This is a genomic window from Streptomyces sp. ID05-39B (genome assembly GCF_033794725.1).
Taxonomy (GTDB): Bacteria; Actinomycetota; Actinomycetes; order Streptomycetales; family Streptomycetaceae; genus Streptomyces; species Streptomyces bobili.
In genome coordinates, this window is sequence record NZ_JARGEF010000063.1 from 1 (window position 1) to 17,735 (window position 17,735).

Sequence of the window (17,735 nt, forward strand, 5' to 3'; positions counted from 1 at the left end):
TCTTCTTCTCGACGGAGCTGGACGGCACGGCGGACCTCACGTTCACCGACCCCGAGAACAGGATCGACGACCTGCACGCGGGGCTGGGCCGCATGGGCCACCCCGGAACCGAACCCGACCCCGGCACCGACCACCACGGAGGCACCGACCGCTACGGAGGCACCGGCCGCCGTCGAGGAGCCGGCCACCACGGAGGAACCCGCCGCTGCGGAGGAGCCGGTCGCTGCGGAGGAGCCCGCCGCCGTTGAGGAGCCGGTCACTCCCGTCGCCGAGACGGCCGCACCTGACGTGGAGGAGCCGGCCGCGGAGGAGCCCGCCCCCACGGTGGAGGAGCCCGTCGCCGAGGAGCCGGCCGAGGCCGAGGCCGTGACCGAGCCAGTCGCGGAAGAGCCGGCGGCGGTTCAGGAGCCCGAGGCGGAAGCCGAGGTCGCGCCCGAGGCTGAGACACCCACCGCTGAGGCTGAGGTCACGGAGGTCGAGGAGACTGAGCCCGAGGCCGCCGAGCCCGAGGCGACACCGGCCCCCGAAGCGGAGGCCACCGAACCCGAGGCCGCCGACGGCGAGGACGCCCCACAGGGGCCACCGGCAGTCGCCGACGAGACCCGCACGGGCGGTGCGGGTGGGAACACCCCCGCCGAAGGCGAAGCCGAGGCGGAAGCACCCACCCCGGCGGAGCCACTCGCCGAGGCGGAGATCACCGCACCGCCGGAGTCGACCGACACCCCGTCCCACCTCCTCACCGCCCACAAGGCAGCCGCAGCCACCCTCACCAAGCTGAACCTCACCGACGCCGCACCCACGGACGTGTACCTCGTCCTGGACCGCTCCGCGTCGATGCGGGCCTACTACAAGGACGGCTCCGTCCAGGCTCTGGCCGACCAGACCCTGGCCCTCGCCGCCCACCTCACCAAGACCCGGACCCAGCCCCCCACCGTCCACGTCGTCTTCTTCTCGACGGAGCTGGACGGCACGGCGGACCTCACGTTCACCGACCCCGAGAACAGGATCGACGACCTGCACGCGGGGCTGGGCCGCATGGGCCGTACCAGCTACCACGTCGCCGTAGAGGCAGTCGTAGCGCACCACGAGAAGCACGCCGCGTCGGCGCAGGCCCCCGCCCTGGTGGTCTTCCAGACGGACGGCGCCCCGGACGCGAAGACCCCCGCCACCCAGTCCCTCGCGGACGCGGCGGCGAACCATCCCGCCCTCTTCTTCTCGTTCGTCGCCTTCGGTGAGCACGAGAACAAGGCGTTCGACTACCTCCGCAAGCTGAAGACGGGCAACACGGCGTTCTTCCACGCGGGCCCGACCCCCCGGGAGCTCACGGACCAGGAGCTCTACGAGGGCGTACTGGCGAACTGGCGCCCGTAACCGGGTGGGGCACAGCCCCCCGCACCCACGCCGCCCGCTTCTCATCCCGTAAAACGGGAAGCGGGCGGCGTACCCATGTCGGCTACGATTTCAAGGTTCCGTACATAGCAACCTGGGAGCAGCCCCCGATGGCTCGACACCTCATCACCAGCGCCCTTCCGTACATCAACGGAATCAAGCACCTGGGCAACATGGTGGGGTCCATGCTCCCGGCGGACGTGTACTCCCGGTACCTCCGCCAGCGCGGCCACGACGTCCTGTACATCTGCGCGACGGACGAGCACGGCACGCCGGCCGAGCTGGCCGCGAAGGAGCAGGGTCTGCCGGTGGCGGAGTTCTGCGCGCAGGCGCACGACGCGCAGAAGGCGGTCTACGACGGCTTCAGCCTGGCCTTCGACCACTTCGGCCGGAGTTCGTCCCCGCAGAACCGCGAGATCACGCAGGAGATCGCGCGCGAGCTGAAGGCGAACGGCTTCATCGAGGAGCGGGCGATCCGCCAGGTGTACTCGGTCACCGACGGCCGTTTTCTCCCGGACCGCTACATCATCGGCACGTGTCCGCACTGCGGCTACGACAAGGCGCGCGGCGACCAGTGCGAGAACTGCACGCGCGTCCTCGACCCCACGGACCTGATCGAGCCCCGCTCGGCGATCAGCGGCAGCAGCGATCTGGAGATTCGCGAGACCAAGCATCTCTTCCTCCTCCAGTCGGCGCTCGCCGGTGAGGTCGAGGCGTGGGTCGACGAGCGCGCCGACAACTGGCCGGTGCTCGCCTCCTCCATCGCCCGCAAGTGGCTCACGGAGGGCCTGCACGACCGGGCGATCACCCGTGACCTGGAGTGGGGCGTGCCGGTCCCGGCCGACACGTGGCCGGACCTGGCGGCGGACGGCAAGGTCTTCTACGTCTGGTTCGACGCCCCGATCGAGTACATCGGCGCGACAAAGGAGTGGGCGGACCAGGACCCGGAGAACCGCGACTGGCGTTCCTGGTGGTGGGAGTCGGAGGCGGACGTCCACTACACGCAGTTCATGGGCAAGGACAACGTCCCCTTCCACAGCGTGATGTTCCCGGCGACGCAGCTGGGCACCCGCTCGCCGTGGAAGAAGGTCGACGTCATCAAGGCCTTCAACTGGCTGAACTACTACGGCGGCAAGTTCTCCACCTCGCAGCGTCGCGGCGTGTTCACGCACGACGCGCTGGAGATCCTGCCCGCCGACTACTGGCGCTACTTCATGATGGCCAACGCCCCCGAGTCGGACGACTCGTCCTTCACCTGGGAGCACTTCACGGCCACGGTGAACAAGGACCTCGCCGACACCCTCGGCAACTTCGTGAACCGCGTCCTGTCGTTCTCCAGGAAGCGCTTCGGCGACGAGGTCCCGGCGGGCAGCGCGCCCGGCGAGGCCGAGGCGAAGCTCGGCACGGAGATCGCGCGGCTCCTCGGCGAGTACGAGGAGCAGATGGAGGCCCTCCAGTTCCGCAAGGCGGCGGCCGCGCTGCGCGCGCTGTGGTCGGCGGGCAACTCCTACCTGGAGGAGAAGGCCCCCTGGCTGGAGATCAAGACCGACATGGACGGCGCGGCCCTGACGCTGCGCACGGCGATGAACCTGATCCACCTGTACGCGGTCGTCTCGGAGCCGTTCATCCCGGCGACGGCGAAGGTCATGCGGGAGGCTTTCGCACTGGCCGACGACACGGCGACCTGGGTCACCGAGGCGGAGGCGAAGGCCCTGGACACGGTCCCGGCCGGTACCCCGTTCACGATCCCGCCGGTCCTCTTCGCCAAGCTCACGGACGACGACCTCGCCACGTACAAGGAGCGCTTCGGCGGCGCCGACGAGTGATACGCCCCGGGCGGTGGGAGGGGCGGCCCGTCCCTCCCACCGCACGGGGACCCCGGCCTGGACATGTTCTCGCCAAGCCGTATGGTTTTCGCCATGGCAGTCCCCGAGGTCATTCCGATCGCCTACGAGCCGAAGCACCGCACCGAGTCCATCGGTCGGTACGCGGACGGTCAGTTCCTCGCATCGGTCACATACGCGTTCCCGCAGGGCTTCCGTCTCGACGACGGCTGGGAACAGCACAAACGTCTCTACACGGTGCTGCACACCTTCGACGCCGAGGGCCGCTACCGAAACTCGGACATCTGGTGCGCCGGCACCTGGGCGCAGCAGCAGAGCAACCCCCACGGCGACGACTCGGTCCTCCACCGCGCCCGCGCCCGCCTGGCCACGCTCCTGCGCAGCCTGCCCCGCCGCTCCTACACGGACATCGCGATCCGCCCCTTCCAGCTGACCTACGAGAACGTCCTGTTCGGCCTCGTGATCCGCAAGGACGAGGAGGACGACGAGGACTGGGCGGAGCTCTACCCGGACCAGCTCGGCTTCGGCGAACCGTGGGACGGCACGTACGACACCTGACGGGCCCGCACGCCATGGCCGCGCAACTGTCCGCACCTGGACGGCGTCCCCCTCTGCGACACCGATGACACGACACAGGGGGACTTCATGGCGCTGTTCGGCAATGCGCACACGATCGACTCGGGCACGGCCCAGCAGGACTACGCGCGGCTGCTCGGGCAGGGCGAGCGTGTGCACGCCGCGTATCTGCTGATCCGGGACACGATCCTGTTCACCGACCGGCGGCTGCTGCTGGTCGACAAGCAGGGCATCACCGGGAAGAAGGTGGAATACCACTCCATCCCGTACCGCAGCATCACCCACTTCGCGGTCGAGACCGCCGGCACCTTCGACCTCGACGCCGAACTGAAGATCTGGGTGTCGGGCACCCCGACGCCGATCCAGAAGACGTTCACCAAGGGCGTGGACATCTACGAGGTGCAGGCGATCCTGACGCAGTTCGTCACCCAGTAGCCGTTCCGAGCCGTACGCCCACGCGAAGGGGCATCCGGGCGGCGTCACCCACGACAACACCCGCCACACCACCCGCTTCACGGTGATCGGCAACCACCTCGCCCAGCACCCGACCTGTCGCTCCTGGCGATCGTCCCGGCCCGGCCAAACTCCCACCCCTCCCGCCGCCTGGCACCCCCTCCGGAACTGCCCGCGACCACGCCTACCGCGGCCCCGACCCTCATGACTGGCCGGGATACACGTCGACAGGCGCCGTTCCCGAGACCCCCGACACCGTATCGGCGAGCCGCCCCTCATCGAACAGAGCCGATCGTGACAGGCCGCCCGTGGCCCGCCCATGACCTGATTCCGCGCCCCGAGTCCCAGGAGGCCCTGCGGGAGCTGAGCGCCGTGCTGAAGAAGTGGGGGTACTTCTTCGGTGCGGCGGGCCCATGAGGGCAGTGCCCCGAAGGGCGGCGATGTCCTCGGACCCGTGGCTTCTTCGGAAATCCCCTGCCTCGTGCGGCGCGCCGCGGGCATACTCCACCGGGCACCGGTCGCGAAACCGGTTCGGGGGACGAGGGACGGCGGGGGCTGACACGGTGGATTTCACGTCCTGGGGGGACTGGGTACGCGCAGGCCTGGGTGCGGTGGTGTCGTACCCGTTGGTCATGGCGGGCTGGCGGCTCGCCACCCGGGCGGCAGCCTTCCGTGATCCGCACCGGCAGACCGGGCGCCACATCGTCTTCGTACCGCGCCTTGCCGTGCGGCCGCGGACAGAGGCCGTCCGCCGTCGGCTGCGGGCCGCGGTGGCGCTGCGTCGGCACCAGGGCGTGGTCAGCCCGGTCCCGGCCGACGCGTTGCTGCGACGCCTGGTGGAGGCCGACCGCTCGGCGCGGGTGCTGGCGGCCGGGCGCCGGGTGTGGTGTCTGGCGGTCCCGTTCACGCTGGTGGTGAGCGCGGTCGTGCTCGGGGCGTGGCTCGTCGTGTTCGAGTACGTCATGGCAGGTCCCTTGGCGGAGATCGACGGTCCGTACAGCTACCTGGCGGAGATCTTCGGCACGGACGGCTGGTACGTCACGGACGATGGCACCTGCTCCTCATGGGCCGTCCTGAGCGGGTGCGACCCGGACGTGGAGCCGTGGTGGAACGGCATCCAGGCGGGCCTGCTGTTCGGCACCGCGCCGGCCTTCGTTGTCGCCGCATGGCGCATACGGCGGGCGGCTCCACAGAGATTCGGCCTCTGGTCGAAGCAGGAACCGCCCCTCCTCGCCTGCCTGGACGCATTGACCGCCTGTCGTGACGCCATGCGCCCGACACCACCGGCGGCGACCGTACTCGACGAGCGCCTGGCCGAACTGACTGCCGCACTGGGGGACTTCGCCCGGGAAAGCCTGCCTCTCGCGTCGGACCGACGCGCCGAACTGGAGGCACATGTCACGCACGTGACCGAAACACTGAGCGAGGTGACGGGCCGCTTCCTGCGCGACGGGACCACGGCGTTGCCCGCCCTGGTCGCTCTGCTGTCCACCCTCCAGGACCGGCTGCACACCTCCCGGTGGTTCGTCCTGCTCGACCCCGCCCAGCTCACCATCGCGCCCGCCCCGCCTCCGGGACCCGCTCCGGCAGCCGGAGCCGCCGCCCCCACGGCCGGACCCTCCGTCGACGCGGGCCGCTCGCAGCGCTACATGTGGGTCGCCACGGCGATGCCGGCGGTACCGGCCCTGCTGGCCCTCGTCTTCACCGCCATGGCGATCAGCCAGACTAACCAGAACCTCGGCCTCACCGAACGCGACCAAATGGCCTCCACCTACAGCGAGACCGTCGCCAACCTCGGCGCCGAGTCCGTCAACGTGAGGGTCAGCAGCATCTACGCCTTGCAGCGCATCATGCGGGACTCTCGCAGTGAACAGCCGGCGATCGTCAGCATATTGAGCACCTACATCAGGGACCGCGCGAAGATGCCGAGCGCCGCGACGGCGGAGAGACTTCGCAAGAACACCAAGACCCGCGCGCCGGACGATGTCCAGGCCGCACTTGATGTGCTGGGGGCCCGCCCCGTGTACGTGGAGGGAGAACCGAGGATCGATCTGCGCGACACCTTCCTGGTGGGCGCCAACCTCTTCGGGTCGTTCACCAACGCGGATCTGCGCGGCGCCGATCTGACCCGGGCCGACCTCACGGACGGCCGGTTCGACCTCACTTGGTTCGACAACGCTCGTATGAACGAGGCGTATCTGACCAACGGGACCTTCACCGAGGCCGACTTCCTCAAGACGGACCTGAGCAATGCTTGGCTGGACGGCGCGCTGCTCCACAACGCTGACCTGACGCAGGCCAAACTCGTCGGCGTCCAAGGCAACTATGAAGGTGCCTTCGCCCAGTTCACCAACGCCGACCTGTCAGCCGCGGACCTGACGAACGCGGACCTGAGGGGAGTGAACCTGACACAGGCCGATCTCGGCGAGGAGACCGACCCGGAGCTGCCGGCGGCGACCGTCGTCGGCACCGTCTTCATCGACGCCGGCCTCACCGACGCGCTGCTCGACGGTGTCGACACCGGCGCCGCTTTCTGGGAGGAAGCGGACCTGAAGGAAGCTTCGGCCCAGGACGGCTGAGGTACCGACGGCCCGGTCCTGCGGCGAGGGAGCCGCGTGGACCGCCATGCGGGCGGGCCGCATGGGACGCGAGGGCCGGGGGCTCGTGGTCTCCCGGCCCTCGCGTGTCTTGGGTGCTACTTGAGCACGCCCGCCCCCGTCGTCCCGGCCAGGGACGTCGGGAGGTTCTTCGCCGAGGTCTCCAGGCCCGTCGTGAGGGTCGGGGTCCAGTTGACCGTCGTCTTCAGGTCCTTGGAGGACGCGGCGTTGTAGGCGGCGACGAGGTCGGCCGTCGTGCCGTTGACCAGGTTGCCGGAGCCCTTGACCGAGCCGGTGCCGTCACCGCTGAGGAGCTTGGCGGCCTTCGCGCCGGACGGGAGCTTCCAGTAGTTGTTCTCCGCCACGACCTGGGCCTTGGCGCGGGAGTTGATGCTGTACTGCGTCGCGTAGCCGTTGAGGGGCGTGACGTCGTAGAAGTTGTTGTAGATGTGGATCTGGCCGATGCGGGCCAGCGGGGCGCGCTGGACGATGCCCTTCCACACGTTGTGGTGGATGGACACGCGCAGCTTGCCGACGCTGTCGGTGTCACTGCTGCCGATCAGCATCGTCTTGTCGTGGTTGGTGAACTGGTTGTACGAGACGGTCACCAGGTCGGAGCCCTTGGTGATGTCGAGGGAGCCGTCGTGGATCTGGTACTCGCGGCCGTAGTACTTCGGGTTGGCGCTGTCCAGGTGGGGGGCGTCGGTGAACGTGTTGTGGTCCGCCCACACGTGGGTCGCGCCACGCAGGGTGACCGAGTCGTAGTTGGAGTTCCAGTTGCCGGTGTCGCCGTCGGTCGGGTCCCACTGCGGGAAGCAGTCCTCGGTGGCGGCGAAGTTCATGTTGCGGACGATGACGTTGTCCACGTTCTGCACCTGGAGCATGGCGCCGGTGAGGCCCGCGCCGGTGCCGGGGACGCCCACGATGGTCGTGTTGGCGGGCACCTTGAGGATGATGTTCTTGGCCTGCTTGGACTGGGCGGCGGCACGCGCCTTCTCCTGCGTGCCGGACGGCAGCTTGGAGCGGCCGTAGGTGGCCGGGTCGTAGGCCTTGAGGTAGGCGGCCAGCGAGTAGCCGGTGCCGGCCGCGTAGTCGGCGCAGGTCAGCTTCTTGCCGGCGTCGTCGGTGTTGGCGTCGATGGCACCCTTGACCTTGATGATCCGGGGCGTGGTGTCGGTCGCGGAACCGAGCGCCTTCACTAGCTCGGCGCGGGTGGAGACGGTGAAGGTGTGAGCGGCGTCGGCCTTCGTTCCACCGGTGGTGCCCGTACCGGAGGATGCCCAGCCGTCCTTGGCGGCGAGCGTCTGGTGGTACAGGTCGACGGGCCCGGCGTTGGCGTTCATCACGACGACACCGGCGCTGACACCCGCGGCCACGACGGCGGCGGTGACGACGAGGGTGCGGCGCGAGCGGAGGGACCGGCGGTGGGAGGGAGCGGCCACGGAGGGGATCCTTACAGGGGGAGTGGGGTTACGCCCTGTCAGTGGTCGCCATGACATGAAGAGTTGCCGCCTGTCGGCTATTTTTCTCCAGCCTCCTTCGCCACACCGAGCCGGCGTGTGATCGGGGCCGCCCGCAGCGGCGTTTCACCTCCGCCTCCGTCGGCCTCACCCAGCCGGGCATGGTTCTGCCGGTGGTGCTTTTGCTCGCCCTCGGCCCGCCGTCGGTGACACCGTCGCCGTCTCCCTGCCCAGCCCCGCCCGCGCTCTGCCCAGATGCTCCAGCCCCTCCCGCGCCGTCCGCGTCACCTCCGCGTACTCCGCCGCCGTACGGGCCGTCGCCAGCCGTGCCCGGGCCGCGCGATGGCACTCCGCCGCGCTGGTCAGCGCCCGCGCCGTGTCCTCACCGGCCCCCGCCCAGGCCCGCACGTCCGGCGGGACCAGGCCGCCTGCGAGCCGTACGAGCCACTGGTTGGCCTCCGCCTCCGCGTCCAGGCCGGACGGGGAACGGCCCCGTAGCGAGCGGCGCCCGGCGACCGCCGCGCAGGTCACCCCACCGACCGCGCCGACGACCAGCAGCACCGACCACACACCCATGAACCCCATGCCTGGATTCCTCCCTCGCCCCACCGACCCTGCCGCTCCACCGGCCTGCGCCTCCCATGAGACGCCGCCCCGCTGTGGAGGGGCCCCGGTGTTCCTGTGGGACGCCGGTGAAGTCGCCCTGAAAGGGGCGCCGGACCACGGAACGCGAAGTGGCCCGGAACCGACATCGGTTCCGGGCCACTCCGTCACACCGCCTACTTCGGCTGCGGCTTGCGCACCGTCAGGTGCAGCTCACGCAGCCGCGTCTCCTCCAGCTCCGTCGGCGCGCCCATCATCAGGTCCTGGGCGTTGCCGTTGAGCGGGAAGGCGATCGTCTCGCGGATGTTCGGCTCGTCCGCGAGGAGCATCACGATGCGGTCGACACCGGGGGCGATGCCACCGTGCGGCGGGGCGCCGAAGCGGAGCGCGCGCAGCATGCCGGCGAACTCACGCTCCACGGTCTCGTCGTCATAGCCCGCGATGTTGAAGGCCTTGAGCATGATGTCGGGCTCGTGGTTCCGGATCGCGCCGGAGGAGAGCTCGACACCGTTGCAGACGATGTCGTACTGCCAGGCCAGGATGTCCAGCGGGTCCTGGTTCTCCAGAGCGTCCATGCCACCCTGCGGCATCGAGAACGGGTTGTGCGAGAAGTCGATCTTCCCGGTCTCCTCGTCCTTCTCGTACATCGGGAAGTCGACGATCCAGCAGAAGCGGAAGACGTTCTCCTCGAAGTGCCCGGCCCGCTTGGCGGCCTCGACGCGCACCGCGCCCATGATCTTCGAGACCTCGTCGAACTCGCCCGCGCCGAAGAACACCGCGTGCCCGGCGGCCAGCGACAACCGCTTCGTCAGCTCGGCCACGTTGTCCTCGGTGAGGAACTTCGCGATCGGGCCGGACAGCGAGCCGTCCTCGGCGACACGGACCCAGGCCAGGCCCTTGGCGCCCTGCGAGACGGCGTAGTCACCGAGCTGGTCGAAGAACTTGCGGGGCTGCGCCGAGACGTCCGGCACCGGCAGCGCGCGCACGTGCTTGCCGGCGAAGGCCTTGAACTCCGACCCCTCGAAGATGTCGGTGATGTCGACCAGCTCCAGCTGGGCGCGCAGGTCCGGCTTGTCGGAGCCGTACTTCAGCATCGACTCACGGAACGGGATCCGCGGGAACGGCGAGGTGACCTCGCGGTCGCCGCCGAACTCCGTGAACAGCTCGGTCATGAGCTTCTCGATCGGCTGGAAGACGTCTTCCTGCTCGACGAAGCTCATCTCGACGTCGAGCTGGTAGAACTCGCCCGGCGACCGGTCCGCGCGGGCGTCCTCGTCGCGGAAGCAGGGCGCGATCTGGAAGTAGCGGTCGAAGCCGGAGATCATCAGCAGCTGCTTGAACTGCTGCGGCGCCTGCGGAAGGGCGTAGAAACGGCCCGGGTGCAGACGCGAGGGGACCACGAAGTCACGCGCGCCCTCGGGGGAGGTCGCGGTCAGGATCGGGGTCGCCATCTCGTTGAAGCCGAGCGCCACCATCTTGTGACGGATCGCCGAGATGACCGCCGTGCGCAGCATGATGTTGCGGTGCATGCGCTCGCGACGCAGGTCGAGGAAGCGGTACTCCAGGCGCCGCTCCTCGTTGACCCCGTCCTCGGTGTTGATCGTGAAGGGCAGCGGCTGGGCGGCGCCGAGCAGCTCGACCTCGCCGACCTCGACCTCGACCTCACCGGTGGGCAGGTCCGCGTTCACGTTCTCGGTGCCGCGGGAGACGACCTTGCCGTCGATGCGGACCGTCGACTCCTTGGTCAGCTTGTCGAGGGCCTCGTACGCGGGCGTGCCCGGACGGGCGACGAGCTGCGTGATCCCGTAGTGATCGCGCAGATCGATGAAGAGGATGCCGCCCAGGTCGCGCCGATTGTGCAGCCAGCCGCTCAGCCGGACGTCGGTGCCGACGTCAGAGGCGCGGAGCTCGCCGCAGGTGTGGGACCTGTACCGATGCATCGTCGTTCATCCAGTCTTCGCGGATCGGGGGCGTGTTTCACGTGAAACAACCCCCAGCGTACCGGGCCACCCGTGATCGGCTCCCACCATTGATCGGCGCCCACCTTCGATCGGCTCCCACCACGAGGAACCCGGGGATCCGCCCATGAGGAACCAGGTGATCCGCCGACGGTGAACCGGGCGCCCCACCCACGGTGAACCAGGCGATCCGTCCACGATGACCCCGGCGATCAGTGGCACTCTTCGATCGTCTGTTCTTAAAGTGGGGCAATGCGCACTGGCGAGCCCCTGCCCGCCGTGGGGGATGTCCTGGCCTCCCTCGCGACCGGCCTCTGGCACTGGGACACCTCCACCGGCCTGGTCACGGTCGATGCCGAGGCGGCCCGGCTGCTCGGGCTGCCCACCGAGGGAGCCGTCCTCACGGAGGCCCAGACCCGGGCCCGGCTGCACCCCGTCGACTGGAACGAGATCACCGGCGTGATCCAGCTGGCCGTCGCCGAGGGCACCCTCGCCGAGGTCCGCATCCGGATCATGGACGAGCGAGGCCGGATCGTCCGCGTCGTCCGCAGCAGATCCAAGCCCTCCTTCGACCGGGTCAGGAAGGCGTACGAACTGATCGGCACCCTCCAGGAGGTCACCGAGCCCTCACCGGGCACCCCGGCCGGCCGCAGCGCCGTCACCGGCGACTGGCGGCGCTCCCGCGAGGCGTTCCTGCTGGACGCGGGCCGGGCGCTGGCGGAGGCCCGGTCCACCGAGGAGGTGCTGCGGGTCGCGGCCAATCTGTCGATGCCGGGCTTCTCACCGGACGGCCTCGCCGTGTTCGGCGTCGAGGGCGACCGGCTGACGATCATCGGACACCACGGACAGCAGCCCGGCGACGAGGACGCCTTCACCGAGATGTCCCTCCAGACGGACTACCCGGCGGCGGAGGTCGTCCGCACCGGCCGGGCCGTCTATCTCTCCTCGCCCGAGCACTACAAGTCCCGCTACCCCCTCACCTGGCCGCTCGCCTCACAGTTCGGCCGGCACTCCTGGGCGTTCCTGCCGCTCACGGTGGCCGGGCGCACCATGGGCGCCTGGATGGCCGGCTTCGCCTACCCCGTCGCGTTCACGCCCGACGAGCGGTCCGTGCTCACCACCGTGGCCCGCATGCTCGCCCAGGCCCTCACCCGGGCCGGCGCCGCCGAGACCCAGCGCGAGCTGACGGACGGGCTGCAGCGCTCCATGCTGCCCACGCTCGGCCCCGAGATCCCCGGCATGACCCTCGCCGCCCGCTACATACCGACCGGCGGCGGCCTCCAGGTCGGCGGCGACTGGTACGACATGATCCCGCTGCCGAACAAACGGTTCGCGCTGGTCATCGGGGACGTACAGGGCCACGACGTGCGGGCCGCCGGCCTCATGGGCCAGCTCCGCATCGCCCTGCGTGCGTACGCCTCCGAGGGCCACGGCCCCGACGCCGTCCTCTCCCGCGCTTCCCGCTTCCTCTACGGCCTCACCCACACCGGGGACGCCAACGACCACGCGGACCTGCGCTTCGCGACCTGCCTCTACATCGAGGTCGACCCCGTCACCGGCGTCCTGCGAACCGCCCGCGCCGGACACCTCGACCCGGCGATCCGGATGACCGACGGCACGGTCCTCGTCCACGCCACCGCCGGCGGACTGCCCCTCGGCATCGACCCCGACTCCGACTACCCCACCACCCGCCTCGCCCTCGAACCCGGCGAGGCCCTGATGCTGTGCACCGACGGCCTGCTGGAGACCGGCGGACACGACCTCGACACCGGCTGGCGGCGCGTCCGCAAGATCCTGGAGAAACACGATGGGGGCCTGGAGGAACTGGCCGACGCCCTCGTCCAGGCCGTGCACGGGCCGTCCTCGCACCACACCACCGGACCGCTGGCCGACCGTCGCGAGGACGACATCGCCCTCCTGCTCGTCTGCCGCCACGGCGGCGCGGGCTGCGGAGGACTCGGCGCCACCACACCGGCCCGCCCCGCCGTACGGCGCACCATGCTGACCATCGCGCAGGCCGAACCCGAGCGGATCGCCGAGGCCCGCGCGCAGCTCCGCGACCTCCTGCACGACTGGCCCAGCGACGACCAGGTCGACTCGGCCGTCCTCCTCGTCTCCGAGATGCTGACCAACGTCCTCGTACACACCGACGACGACGCGCTGCTCGTGGCGGAGGTGGCCGGCCACCCCGGCGAACGCCGGATGCGGATCGAGGTCACCGACACCAGCGACTCCCTGCCGCACAAGCGCCGGCCCGGCGAACTGGCCTCGTCCGGCCGCGGCCTCGTCCTGACCGAACTGCTCGCCGACGAGTGGGGCGTGGCCCCGCGCGGCGAGGGCAAGACCATCTGGTTCGAGCTCTACGAGCCGGCGTCGGAAGGGGAGGCGGAGGCGGCCTCGGGCGCGGCGTAACGCTGCCGCAGCTCGTGCACCACCCCGAACGCCGCCGCCGTCAGCGGTACGGCGAGCAGCATGCCGAGAATCCCGGCGACCGACGCCCCCGCCGTGATCGCGAGCATCACCACCGCCGGATGCATCTGCACCGTCCGGCTCTGGACCACCGGCTGCAGCACATGCCCCTCCAGCACCTGCACGGCCAGCACCACCCCGACCACCCACAACGCGATCACGAACCCCCGGTCGGCCAGCGCCACCAGCACGGCGACCGCCCCCGAGAGGAACGCGCCGAGATACGGGATGTACGCGCCGACGAACACGAGCGCCCCCAGCCCCACCGCACCGGGCACATCCAGCACGAGCAGCCCGACGGTGATGCACACCGCGTCGATGAACGCGATGAGCGAGGTCCCCCGCATGAACCCCTCGACGGCCTGGAACGCCCGCCGCGCCATGGCCTCCAGCCCGTCCGCCCTCCCGTCCGGGGCAACGGCCCGCAGCGTGTCCACGGCCCGGTCGGAATCCCGCAGGAAGAAGAAGACGAGCAGCAGCGCCAGTACGGCCATGGCGATGCCCTCGCCCACCACACTCACCCCGCTGATCACCCCCGAGGCGGCCGTCCCGCCGAATTTCGTCAGCAACTCCCGCGCGTTGGAGGCGACGTCGTCCAGCGAGGTCCCCGCCGCCCCGAAATGCTCGGTGAGCCCTCGCGCCGCGTCCCTCAGCGAGGCGACGATCTCGTCACCGCTGTTCACGAGCGCGGCGACCACGATGTACACCGCCCCGCCCACCACCGCGAGAACAGCCACACAGGTGACCCCCGCGGCCACCGACCGGTTGACCCGCGCCCTGACGAGCCGCCGGTGAAACGGCCCCAGCAACGCCGTCCCGAGCAACGCGAGCAACACCGGCACGACGGCCGTACGGAACTCCACACACAGCCGGATCCCGACGTACACGACCCCCGACACCAGCAGGATCACCACACACCAGGCGGCCAGACGACGAATGGGAGCGGGAAGCAGCGACGGCACCCCTCCAGCGGATCACGCCCCACACGGGTTGTCCTGCGCGGACGACCGGCCGGGTGACGCCCCGTCATCGGCACACCCCTCAGCAGAATCGATACCTCCGCCTCTCACCGTGCGGATGAACATATTCACCAACCACCTGAACTCCCCAGGCATATGCCTAGCGTCCGAGGTGGAGGTGATGCTCGATGTACGAGCAGAACAACACGCCGCCCGACGAGGCGACGACACAGCGGGACGCGATCGACATCAACGACTTCGTGTTCGCGGCGACAGGTGCGCGGGTGCGAAGGCTGACCACGCCGGACGGCACACACTGGTTCCCGGCCGTCGATGTGTGCAGGAACCTGGGCTACTCACATGTGGGTTCCGCTCTGCGGAACATCGCCGACATGGCCAACTTCGCAAGTGTCGAGAGTGTGCTCCTGAAGCACACTCTCGGCATTCCCGCAGGTCGGGAGTGGCGACGAGACATGAATCTGGTGAATCTCCCAGGGCTGATCAGGTTGGTGAACGGCTGCACCAAACCCGAATCCCAACCCTTCAAAGTATGGGTCTCCGAAGTCATCGAAAGGGCCCGAAGTCGCAAAAACACGTTGCGGCTTCGGGCCCTCTCTTACGTTAGCCGGAGTTTCAGCCCCGCGGGCCACCCTCGGACATCCCGTGGACCGCCGGAATCGTGCCCAGGCGCCCCTTCTGGAAGTCGTCGAACGCCTGCTGGAGTTCGTCACGGGTGTTCATGACGAACGGGCCGTAGTGGGCCATGGGTTCACGGATGGGCTGTCCACCGAGGAGGACGACCTCCATGTCCGGGGTGTGGGAGTCCTGCCGCTCGTCCGCGCGGACGGTCAGGGAGGAGCCCGCTCCGAAGACGGCGGTCTGACCGAGGTGGACCGGGCGGCGCTCGGCGCCGACCGAGCCCTTGCCCGCCATGACGTACGCGAGTCCGTTGAAGTCCTCGCGCCACGGCAGGGTGATCTCCGCCCCCGGCGCGAGGGTCGCGTGGACCATCGTGATCGGGGTGTGGGTGATACCGGGGCCCGCGTGCTCGTCCAGCTCGCCGGCGATGACACGCAGGAGCGCGCCGCCGTCGGGGGAGGTGAGCAGCTGGACGCTGCCGCCGCGGATGTCCTGGTAGCGCGGGGCCATCATCTTGTCCTTGGCCGGGAGGTTGACCCACAGCTGGAGGCCGTGGAAGAGACCGCCGGACATGACGAGCTGCTCCGGCGGCGCCTCGATGTGGAGGAGACCGGAACCGGCCGTCATCCACTGGGTGTCGCCGTTGGTGATGGTGCCGCCGCCGCCCTGGCTGTCCTGGTGGTCGAAGATCCCGTCGATGATGTAGGTGACGGTCTCGAAGCCGCGGTGAGGGTGCCAAGGGGTCCCTTTCGGCTCCCCAGGCTGGTACTCCACCTCGCCCATCTGGTCCATCATGATGAACGGGTCGAGGTGGCGGTAGTTGATCCCCGCGAAGGCCCGGCGCACCGGGAAGCCCTCGCCCTCGAAGCCGCTGGGCGCGGTGGTCACGGTGAGCACGGGACGTGCCACGGCGTCGGCCTGCGCGGCCACTCGGGGCAGGGTCAGCGGGTTCTCGACGGTCACTGCGGGCATGTCCGTACCTCCTTGGGCGACGTGCGTTCCACTTTAGTTGAGCGTTGAACTTTCTGCCACCCAGAACAACAGGGGCCCGGAGGACATTCCTCCGGGCCCGCTCCACCTGAGCGATCACTCTCAGTTACTGAAATGCGTTCGTCGAAGTAACGCCGGATCGGCGGCCGATTCCCCGCCTTGCACGTCATCGAGTCCGTCCACAGAGCCACCGGGCGAGCCGTCGACGTAGCCCGAACAGGCCGAACAGGCCGAACAGGCCAACCGCATGCCGAGGGCGCCCGGAGGCCAGGGCCCGCCCTAGCCGTACATCCGACGCATCGCGAAGTCGACCATCTGTTCCACTGCTTTCGCGTCGAAGACCATCCGGTGCTCGCCCTCCATGTCGAGGACGAAGCCGTAACCGGTGGGGAGCAGGTCGAGCACCTCGGCGCCGGTGATGACGAAGTACTTGGACTCCTTGCCCGCGTACCGGCGCAGCTCCTTCAGCGTGGTGAACATCGGGATCACCGGCTGCTGGGTGTTGTGCAGGGCGAGGAATCCGGGGTTGTCGCCGCGCGGGCAGTAGACCTTGGACGTCGCGAAGACCTGCTGGAAGTCCTCGGCGGCCATCTGTCCGGTCGTGAAGGCCCGCACCGCGTCCGCCAGGGACGGCGGGGACGGCTCGGGATACAGCGGCGGCTGCTGGCCGTACCCGCCCGGCATCTGCTGCTGCGGCGCGGTGTACTGCGCCTGCGTACCCGCGCTCTGGTCGTAGCCGTACATGGGCGCAAGCGTACCGAGAGGGCCGGGCGGGCGAGGGGGTACGGGGTGGCCGGCCCTCACGGGGGGTTCACAGGCGCGTCCCCGGATTCACACAGCGGACGCCCATAGCGTCCACCATGTCGAAGAACGTGCCACGGAGCGGCAAGGCACGAACACCACGAGCCTCGGGAGACGGCCATGAGCGGACACCACGACGACGAGATCCACGAGCACGACCGAGGACTCTCCTACGACCTGCCCGTTCTCGCCCGCCGCCGGATGATCCGCCTGCTCGCCGGGGCGAGTCTGGTGCCGCTGGTCGGCTGTTCCGGCGATGACGGTGACAGCACCGCATCAGCCTCCTCCTCCACGGGAAGCCCCTCCAGCGCAGGCACCGGCGACGCCGAGTGCGCGACCATCCCGAACGAGACCGCCGGCCCCTACCCCGGCGACGGCTCGAACGGTGTGAACGTCCTCAAGGAGAGCGGCGTCGTCCGCGCCGACATCACGAAGAGTTTCGGCGACTCGGCGGGCGGCACCGCCGAGGGCGTACCCCTGACCATCACGTTGACGGTCGTGGACGCGGCCTCGGGCTGCGGCACTCCGAAGAAGGGTGCCGCCGTCTATCTGTGGCACTGCGACCGGGAAGGGAACTACTCCCTGTACTCCGAGGGGGTCACCGAGGAGAACTATCTGCGCGGCGTCCAGGAGACCGACGACATGGGCCGGGTCACCTTCACGAGCATCTTCCCGGCCTGTTACAGCGGTCGCTGGCCGCACATCCACTTCGAGGTCTACGCAAGCCTGGACGACGCCACGGCGGCCACCTCCATCACCAACACGTCGCAGCTCGCCCTCCCCAAGGACGTCTGCGACACGGTGTACGCGACGGACGGCTACAGCCGGAGTGTGTCCAACCTCGGTCAGCTCTCCATCGAAACGGACAACATCTTCAGCGACGGGTACGACCAGCAGCTGGCGACGGTGAAGGGCGGTGTGGACGAGGGATACACCGCCACGCTCACGATCGCGGTGTGAACCGTCACAGATGACCGGGGCGGGGTTGCGTCTTATT

At 69.5% G+C, this 17,735-nt stretch carries 15 protein-coding genes and 2 pseudogenes; 11 read left to right on the forward strand and 6 right to left on the reverse strand.

All coding sequences use genetic code 11. The features are described from left to right. The 8 genes and pseudogenes from P1P75_RS16270 to P1P75_RS16305 form a co-directional block, all read left to right on the forward strand. The coding region (locus P1P75_RS16270) for a hypothetical protein (protein WP_319255874.1) at nt 1–248 on the forward strand (248 nt) is incomplete at its 5' end. Next, nucleotides 193–1,371 (forward strand): annotated as a pseudogene (locus P1P75_RS16275) (VWA domain-containing protein); the annotation flags it as partial. The gene P1P75_RS16270 and the pseudogene P1P75_RS16275, both read left to right, overlap by 56 nt. A gap of 128 nt (nt 1,372–1,499) precedes the next feature. Further along, a complete protein-coding gene (gene metG / locus P1P75_RS16280) occupies nt 1,500–3,215 on the forward strand; it encodes a methionine--tRNA ligase (protein WP_319255826.1) in 1,716 nt (571 codons plus the stop codon). A 93-nt stretch (nt 3,216–3,308) separates the two neighbouring features. Continuing rightward, nucleotides 3,309–3,791 carry a hypothetical protein gene (locus P1P75_RS16285; RefSeq protein ID WP_319255828.1) on the forward strand — a complete coding sequence of 161 codons (483 nt, stop codon included), beginning with the start codon at nt 3,309–3,311 and terminating at the stop codon, nt 3,789–3,791. Between the two features lie 87 nt (nt 3,792–3,878). Then, nucleotides 3,879–4,244, forward strand: coding sequence for a PH domain-containing protein (locus P1P75_RS16290; RefSeq protein ID WP_086769885.1), 366 nt, complete (start codon nt 3,879–3,881; stop codon nt 4,242–4,244). Nucleotides 4,245–4,281: 37 nt separating this feature from the next. After that, nucleotides 4,282–4,376, forward strand: a pseudogene (locus P1P75_RS16295) (helix-turn-helix domain-containing protein); the annotation flags it as partial. A 180-nt stretch (nt 4,377–4,556) separates the two neighbouring features. Continuing rightward, the gene (locus P1P75_RS16300; protein ID WP_319255830.1) at nt 4,557–4,679 is read left to right on the forward strand and encodes a hypothetical protein; all 123 of its coding nucleotides are present in this window, start codon (nt 4,557–4,559) and stop codon (nt 4,677–4,679) included. 197 nt (nt 4,680–4,876) lie between these two features. Then, on the forward strand, nt 4,877–6,841 hold the full coding sequence (locus P1P75_RS16305; protein ID WP_319255832.1) for a pentapeptide repeat-containing protein: 1,965 nt from the start codon (nt 4,877–4,879) through the stop codon (nt 6,839–6,841). A 116-nt stretch (nt 6,842–6,957) separates the two neighbouring features. Here the strand turns inward: P1P75_RS16305 and P1P75_RS16310 are convergent, their stop codons facing one another. From P1P75_RS16310 to aspS, 3 genes are all read right to left on the reverse strand, one after another. After that, nucleotides 6,958–8,301, reverse strand: coding sequence for a polysaccharide lyase family 1 protein (locus tag P1P75_RS16310; protein ID WP_319255834.1), 1,344 nt, complete (start codon nt 8,299–8,301; stop codon nt 6,958–6,960). A gap of 165 nt (nt 8,302–8,466) precedes the next feature. Further along, nucleotides 8,467–8,904 (reverse strand): hypothetical protein, encoded by a 438-nt coding sequence (locus P1P75_RS16315; RefSeq protein ID WP_319255836.1) that lies wholly within the window; start codon nt 8,902–8,904, stop codon nt 8,467–8,469. A 194-nt stretch (nt 8,905–9,098) separates the two neighbouring features. Beyond that, complete coding sequence (gene aspS / locus P1P75_RS16320) at nt 9,099–10,862, reverse strand: aspartate--tRNA ligase (protein WP_086772679.1); 1,764 nt, start codon at nt 10,860–10,862, stop codon at nt 9,099–9,101. 270 nt (nt 10,863–11,132) lie between these two features. Here aspS and P1P75_RS16325 point away from each other — a divergent pair, with 270 nt between their 5' ends. Then, entirely contained in the window at nt 11,133–13,292 is a 2,160-nt protein-coding gene (locus tag P1P75_RS16325) for a SpoIIE family protein phosphatase (protein WP_319255838.1), read from the forward strand. Here the strand turns inward: P1P75_RS16325 and P1P75_RS16330 are convergent. Beyond that, on the reverse strand, nt 13,241–14,311 hold the full coding sequence (locus P1P75_RS16330; RefSeq protein WP_319255840.1) for an AI-2E family transporter: 1,071 nt from the start codon (nt 14,309–14,311) through the stop codon (nt 13,241–13,243). The two genes, P1P75_RS16325 and P1P75_RS16330, sit on opposite strands and share 52 nt — an antisense overlap. Nucleotides 14,312–14,496: 185 nt before the next feature. On the opposite strand from P1P75_RS16330, the gene P1P75_RS16335 reads away from it, so the two are divergent. Continuing rightward, nucleotides 14,497–15,051: a Bro-N domain-containing protein gene (locus P1P75_RS16335; RefSeq protein WP_319255842.1), complete on the forward strand. Its 555-nt coding sequence runs from the start codon at nt 14,497–14,499 to the stop codon at nt 15,049–15,051. On the opposite strand, the gene P1P75_RS16340 is transcribed toward P1P75_RS16335, so the two are convergent. Next, complete coding sequence (locus P1P75_RS16340) at nt 14,942–15,919, reverse strand: pirin family protein (RefSeq protein ID WP_319255844.1); 978 nt, start codon at nt 15,917–15,919, stop codon at nt 14,942–14,944. The genes P1P75_RS16335 and P1P75_RS16340 overlap by 110 nt on opposite strands. A gap of 297 nt (nt 15,920–16,216) precedes the next feature. Beyond that, nucleotides 16,217–16,681: an SseB family protein gene (locus P1P75_RS16345; protein ID WP_319255845.1), complete on the reverse strand. Its 465-nt coding sequence runs from the start codon at nt 16,679–16,681 to the stop codon at nt 16,217–16,219. Between the two features lie 177 nt (nt 16,682–16,858). Here P1P75_RS16345 and P1P75_RS16350 point away from each other — a divergent pair, with 177 nt between their 5' ends. Then, on the forward strand, nt 16,859–17,698 hold the full coding sequence (locus tag P1P75_RS16350) for an intradiol ring-cleavage dioxygenase (RefSeq protein ID WP_319255847.1): 840 nt from the start codon (nt 16,859–16,861) through the stop codon (nt 17,696–17,698). Nucleotides 17,699–17,735 lie beyond the last annotated feature (37 nt).

Excerpts from the sequence above, each read along its gene's own strand:
- metG (WP_319255826.1), top strand. The coding sequence starts at position 1,500 with ATGGCTCGACACCTCATCACCAGCGCCCTTCCGTACATCAACGGAATC.
- P1P75_RS16285 (WP_319255828.1), top strand. The coding sequence starts at position 3,309 with ATGGCAGTCCCCGAGGTCATTCCGATCGCCTACGAGCCGAAGCACCGC.
- P1P75_RS16290 (WP_086769885.1), top strand. The coding sequence starts at position 3,879 with ATGGCGCTGTTCGGCAATGCGCACACGATCGACTCGGGCACGGCCCAG.
- P1P75_RS16315 (WP_319255836.1), bottom strand. The coding sequence starts at position 8,904 with ATGGGGTTCATGGGTGTGTGGTCGGTGCTGCTGGTCGTCGGCGCGGTC.
- aspS (WP_086772679.1), bottom strand. The coding sequence starts at position 10,862 with ATGCATCGGTACAGGTCCCACACCTGCGGCGAGCTCCGCGCCTCTGAC.
- P1P75_RS16325 (WP_319255838.1), top strand. The coding sequence starts at position 11,133 with ATGCGCACTGGCGAGCCCCTGCCCGCCGTGGGGGATGTCCTGGCCTCC.
- P1P75_RS16335 (WP_319255842.1), top strand. The coding sequence starts at position 14,497 with ATGTACGAGCAGAACAACACGCCGCCCGACGAGGCGACGACACAGCGG.
- P1P75_RS16340 (WP_319255844.1), bottom strand. The coding sequence starts at position 15,919 with ATGCCCGCAGTGACCGTCGAGAACCCGCTGACCCTGCCCCGAGTGGCC.
- P1P75_RS16345 (WP_319255845.1), bottom strand. The coding sequence starts at position 16,681 with ATGTACGGCTACGACCAGAGCGCGGGTACGCAGGCGCAGTACACCGCG.
- P1P75_RS16350 (WP_319255847.1), top strand. The coding sequence starts at position 16,859 with ATGAGCGGACACCACGACGACGAGATCCACGAGCACGACCGAGGACTC.